1 protein-coding gene is annotated in these 742 nt (G+C 73.9%); it reads left to right on the plus strand.

Annotated elements, in window-relative coordinates; translation table 11 throughout:
• Window positions 1-19 precede the first annotated feature (19 nt).
• A partial coding sequence (locus ABD194_RS07615; protein ID WP_343989671.1) for a MerR family transcriptional regulator occupies window positions 20-742 on the plus strand: 723 nt, incomplete at its 3' end.

Raw genomic sequence — 742 nt, forward strand, 5'->3', positions numbered from 1 at the left:
TGGCAAGTTGGAGTAGCAGATGTACACGATCAAGCGTGCGGCGGAGCTGACCGGCATCAGCGTCGCCACCCTGCGCGCCTGGGAGCGGCGCTACGGCGTCGTCAGCCCGCAGCGCAGCGACGGCGGCTACCGTCTCTACGGCCCCGAGGACGTCCGGGCGCTCGCGATCATGAACTCCCTCGTCAACGAGGGATGGTCGGCGCGCGAAGCCGCCGCCGAGACCCTGCGGCGCCTCTCGGGCCGCGACGCCGGTGGGCGGGAGACGTCCTTCGGCCGCGAGACCCGCGATGCCCGCGACGGCCGTGAGGGTCGTGAGGGTCGGGGGAGCAGGGTCGCACCGCTGCGTCCCGGTGCGCGCTACCAGTCCGAGGACGCCGAGGCCTTCGTCCGCGCCGCGGAGCGCCTCGACTCCTCCTCTGCCACCGCCGTGCTCGACGCCCGCTTCGCCCTCGGCACGTTCGAGCACGTCGTCGACGACTGGCTCATGCCCACGCTCAAGCTCGTCGGCGAGGAGTGGGCCCACGGGCGACTCACCGTCGCGGGCGAGCACCTCGTGTCGTATGCCGTCCAGCGCCGTCTCGCGGCCGCCTACGAGGCCGCGTCCGGCCGGGTCGACGGCCCCACCCTCCTCATCGGCCTGCCGCCGGGGTCCCGTCACGAGCTCGGCCTGCTCGCCTTCGCTGTCGCCGCCCGGCGAGCCGGGTTCGCCACCGTGTACGTCGGTGCAGACCTGCCGGCCGGA

Source organism: Terrabacter terrae, from assembly GCF_039529575.1.
GTDB classification, from domain to species: Bacteria; Actinomycetota; Actinomycetes; order Actinomycetales; family Dermatophilaceae; genus Terrabacter; species Terrabacter terrae.